Origin of the sequence: Propionivibrio sp. (assembly GCF_016790145.1) — a bacterium.
Classification (GTDB): Bacteria; Pseudomonadota; Gammaproteobacteria; order Burkholderiales; family Rhodocyclaceae; genus Propionivibrio.
In genome coordinates this window covers 1-4,015 of sequence record NZ_JAEUOI010000095.1, presented here as the reverse complement: position 1 = coordinate 4,015, position 4,015 = coordinate 1, and the positions used below count along the sequence as shown (strand labels likewise).

6 protein-coding genes are annotated in these 4,015 nt (G+C 57.1%); 3 read left to right on the top strand and 3 right to left on the bottom strand.

Features of this window, described 5'->3' with window-relative positions; genetic code table 11:
• On the bottom strand, positions 1 to 405 hold a 405-nt coding region (locus tag JNM42_RS08360), incomplete at its 3' end, for an ATP-binding protein (protein WP_294268234.1).
• 129 nt (positions 406 to 534) lie between these two features.
• Here JNM42_RS08360 and JNM42_RS08355 point away from each other — a divergent pair.
• The 3 genes from JNM42_RS08355 to JNM42_RS08345 all read left to right on the top strand — a co-directional run bounded on the left by JNM42_RS08355 (position 535) and on the right by JNM42_RS08345 (position 1,609).
• Positions 535 to 987, top strand: a complete 453-nt coding sequence (locus JNM42_RS08355; protein ID WP_294268233.1) for a hypothetical protein — start codon at positions 535 to 537, stop codon at positions 985 to 987.
• Positions 984 to 1,268 carry a type II toxin-antitoxin system RelE/ParE family toxin gene (locus JNM42_RS08350; RefSeq protein WP_294268232.1) on the top strand — a complete coding sequence of 95 codons (285 nt, stop codon included), beginning with the start codon at positions 984 to 986 and terminating at the stop codon, positions 1,266 to 1,268. Before JNM42_RS08355 ends, JNM42_RS08350 begins: the two co-directional genes overlap by 4 nt.
• 71 nt (positions 1,269 to 1,339) lie before the next feature.
• A complete protein-coding gene (locus JNM42_RS08345; protein ID WP_294268231.1) occupies positions 1,340 to 1,609 on the top strand; it encodes a hypothetical protein in 270 nt (89 codons plus the stop codon).
• A gap of 465 nt (positions 1,610 to 2,074) precedes the next feature.
• Here the strand turns inward: JNM42_RS08345 and JNM42_RS08340 are convergent, their stop codons facing one another.
• The gene (locus JNM42_RS08340; RefSeq protein ID WP_294268230.1) at positions 2,075 to 3,166 is read right to left on the bottom strand and encodes a PEP-CTERM sorting domain-containing protein; all 1,092 of its coding nucleotides are present in this window, start codon (positions 3,164 to 3,166) and stop codon (positions 2,075 to 2,077) included.
• 421 nt (positions 3,167 to 3,587) lie between these two features.
• Entirely contained in the window at positions 3,588 to 3,803 is a 216-nt protein-coding gene (locus JNM42_RS08335) for a hypothetical protein (RefSeq protein WP_294268229.1), read from the bottom strand.
• Positions 3,804 to 4,015: the final 212 nt, after the last annotated feature.

Below are 4,015 nucleotides of genomic sequence, written 5' to 3'. Positions count from 1 at the left end.
TGGCGGATGAAACTTGATCAACGCGATGCAGCGCGAAACGATGGCTTCGTCAATGTCATCAACCCGGTTGGTGGTCAGGAACAGCAGTCCGTTGAAATATTCGAGCACGCGCAGGAAGACGCCGACCACGGCATTCATCGCGATGTTGTCATCGCGCCTTTTGATATAGACATCGGCTTCGTCGATCAGCATGACCGCACCCCAGCGCTGGGCTCGGGTCAGCACTTCCTTGAGCGCGACTTCCATCGCGGCAACGTTGAGCCCAAGCTGGCCCGAATGCACGCGGTAAAGCGGGCGCTTGATGATCTCCGAATAGACCTCCGCCGTCAGGGTCTTGCCCACGCCGGCCGGACCCGCACAGAGAACCGTGGTCCCACCCGATTTGCCGGCCACGATGTCGTCCATCAGCACGTCCATCTCGGCGGTCAGGATATCGATCAGGTCGGTCTGTTCTGGCGGCAGAACGGTTGCAATTAATTATTATTTGCGTACAATTTTAACAGTACATCACATTGCAAAAGGTCGGATAAAACCATGACGAGCGAAACGATAGATCACTCAACACTGACCCGGCTCGTTGAAGCCGGCGCGGTACGCGCTGCGCACGTCATAGGGCAAAAGGGCGGTTGGGCGGTGATGGTACAGTACGGCACACTCGAACGGCCACTCGCGGCACAGCGAAGCCGTCAGGTACGTCTATTCAGGAGGCTGGAAACGTTGGTCGCCTATCTCAAAAGCGTCGGGCTGGCACGCTTTGATGTTGAAGCCAGTAATTTCGACCCCGTTCCACTCAAAACGCATACTCGGCCGGATCGGGCCGAGGCATTGAAACGCACGCACGAGGCCGCAGCCTATGATCAATGGTTCCGTGATCAGGTTCAAGCCAGCATAGATGACCCCCGCCCCAGTGTGCCGGACGAGGACGCCCGCCGCATCTTCACTGACAAGAAAGCCGCCTTGCGTGCGCGTAGTGGAGTCGCCAGTTGATACAACTGGTCTGGAGGCCACTGGCGCTGGCCGACCGCGACGCCATCATGGATTACATCGCCAAGGACAATCCGCTAGCAGCGCTGATGCTGGATGATGATTTTGAAACCAAGGCCGAGCAGGCACGGCAACACCCCAAACGCTACAAAGTCGGGCGCGTACCTGGAACGCGGGAGATCGTGGTGCAGCCAAACTATGTAATGGTCTATCGCATTGCCGGCAATGAACTGGCCGTTCTGCGCGTTCTTCACGCGCGCCAGCAGTGGCCGACAAATTCTTAACAAACGTTCGCCGAAAGATTGGTAGCGCAGAAACAATCGTGTCCCCCGTTTGTACCCGGGAAAATATAGGGATGTTCTTCAAGCAGAGCCTGGTCAAGCATCAGACCAAACTGTTCCGCCATCACCGCCCAGATTCTCCGGCGATCCTCGCGGCCAGGCGGATGACACAGCCAGCGCCATGGCGCAAGACTGAAAACATGAATCAGGTCAGCCAGAATGCCAGCGAGGCGCTCGGCCTGTCCGAATCCTCCAGCAATCTCTCGGCAGAGGGGATGACGATTTTGCACAACGCGTCGGCTGAAATGGAACGAATTTCAACCTCGGTGACTCAGGGGCTGTGAATGAATGGATAAACACCTCCCAATCCGTGGCCCGAGGCCAGGCTTCGCGCTCATTTCGGCGCACCCCAGGGGTATTTGAGCCCTAGGCCCTGTCACCTTCGGGGCAAAAGCCGGAATCCAGTACCTTCCTCTGATATCCATAAAATCAATCAGATAAACGAGTTGGAGCCCGGCTTCTGCCGGGGTGACGTGCTTGGAAATCAGGCAGTAATGATTTTTTCACAGCATCTCAGTCGGCGCAGGTAGTTCATGCACTGGGTGAGCGTCCAAAGGCGACCCGTGGCATCGTTCAGACCATTCGTGAAATTGCCGATCAGACCAATCTGCCGGCACTCAATAATTGAAACTTGAAACTTGGATTTGTAAGAATGATTCTCCGACGGGTGCTGGGGTTGCTTGTACTGATTTCGGCTGACCCGGTTCTCGACAGAACAAGGAATGGGCCCCTTTGATTTTTTTATCGATTCAGCATTTGCGTCGCCGCGCCGAGACTGAAGCGAGTAATGCGAGCCCGGCGAGCAGCATGGCGTACGTTTGCGGCTCAGGTACAGGCGTAAGCAGGAAGACTTCGCCGGCATCGGTCCTGAAAGCGAGGCCGTTTGCGCCAAAGCGAACCAGATCACGCGCGGTTCCATTGATGCCGGCGATCTGGAATGTTGCCTGTTCTACAAAGGTGTCTTGATTGAACACCCGTAGTTGCCTTGCACCGTCAACGAAGAACGTCAGGTGGTTGGCGCTGTCCGGTTCGACTGCGCCGGCGGCGGAGTAGGTCCCCAAAATCGACGGCGGCAATGCCGGATCGACTACCCGACCATTGTTGGCGTAAACCAGGCCGGCTTGGAACTCGATATCAGTCCCGAAAAAGCCAATCAAGCCCGCTGTAGTGTTGGTGACCGTGACGCCTGATGCGTCCACACGCATGGTTCGAAAACCGAACTCCGTAGTCTCGTTGTTGTAACCGTACAGCACGCTGGGATCGTTGCTGAACGCGATGACATTGCTGCCGGTATGCGTGGGCGTCGTGATGGACCGGATGACACCATCGTCAAAGATCGCCACCCCGGCATGCCGCGGGCTTACACCCTGGTAGCGCCTCGAAACCGCAACCACATTCGCGTTTCCAGGTTGCACCGAGAGGTCCTCTGCAAAAGTGGGGCCAAAGAACGCGTCGGAACCGAGCAGAAATTGCGCTCCGGCGACACCCGTACCCACGTTGTAGCGTCGTACTCGCGCCGAACCGTCGAGGCCGACATAAAGGGCGCTGGCATCCGAGGAGATCGCCAGACGGTTTGGTTCGCTGCCCACAAACGTGGATCTTTCAATCACGCCAGAGTATGGGTTGAGCACGCTGATCGTATTGCCTAGGAGCGCGCCGCCTGTCGAGGGAATGCTCAGGAGTAGGCGATCGCGTACCGAGTCGTATACGAGGTCATTAGTTTTCAGGGCGAGCTCTTGCACATTCCACGAATTCGGAATCAAGAAGTTGGCGTACGATAGTTGGCAAAGGCCAAGGAACAAACTGACGCCGATTGCGAAGCGGACAAAAATGGTAAACATGACTAACTCCTTAGGTTGGTGAAATCTGGGTTTGACGCGAGGCTGGTGCAGACTCATGATCGACCCGCTGCGATATGGGCAACGTGAGTATGCCTGAAATCGATATGCATCAGTCCTGGACGCCGATTTGTTTGCTGCCGGTGGAGTCAGTTGCCTTCTTAGCGCGCTTCGACTCTTCATTGTCGCTGCCCAAGACTAAAGGATAGGAAATCCAACCACCTTTCAGAAAGTATCTCCGCCCCTTCAGCCCATTGTCAACCGTATCTTCCCGCCAGTGTTTCCCGCCAGTTTTCCGCTAGGTTCGTCCGATCTATCATTGAATCCGTGTCGGTTTCCCTGAAAACGCGCTTCGCTTTACGTTTACAGGGGAACCGACACGAACGCTCCCGTCGGGCAGCGTCAAAGGCCCGCCTTCACCATGTCACCACGCAATGCGCTGATCGAGCTGGAACTCCGGCAGGGGCTGGATCAGCAGATTGTCGCCGTCCTGCCCGGCGGCTTCCCACAGCGGCGGGTCGTGAGCCGGGGCGCTGCGCGGCGGATCGACCGGTTCGCCCAGATGGGTGAGTATCCCCCGGATCACTTCGCCTTCGTCGACGGGGTGGCCTCGGGCCATGAAGGCGATTATCTTCATCATGCCTCCGCATTTATGGCAGATGAGGGTAGCAGGCGAGCTGGAGCCGCTGCGCGAACGGCTCAATAAAGTGCGGGTAAAACCAACCCCTTAGCCCCCTTGTCAGGGGGAACCGAAGCTCCCTCCCCTGACAAGGGGAGGGTTGGGGAGGGGTTTGCCTGGAAGGAGCAGGGATTGCTTCGCTGTGCATCCACCCGTTATCGCGCAACCCCGTC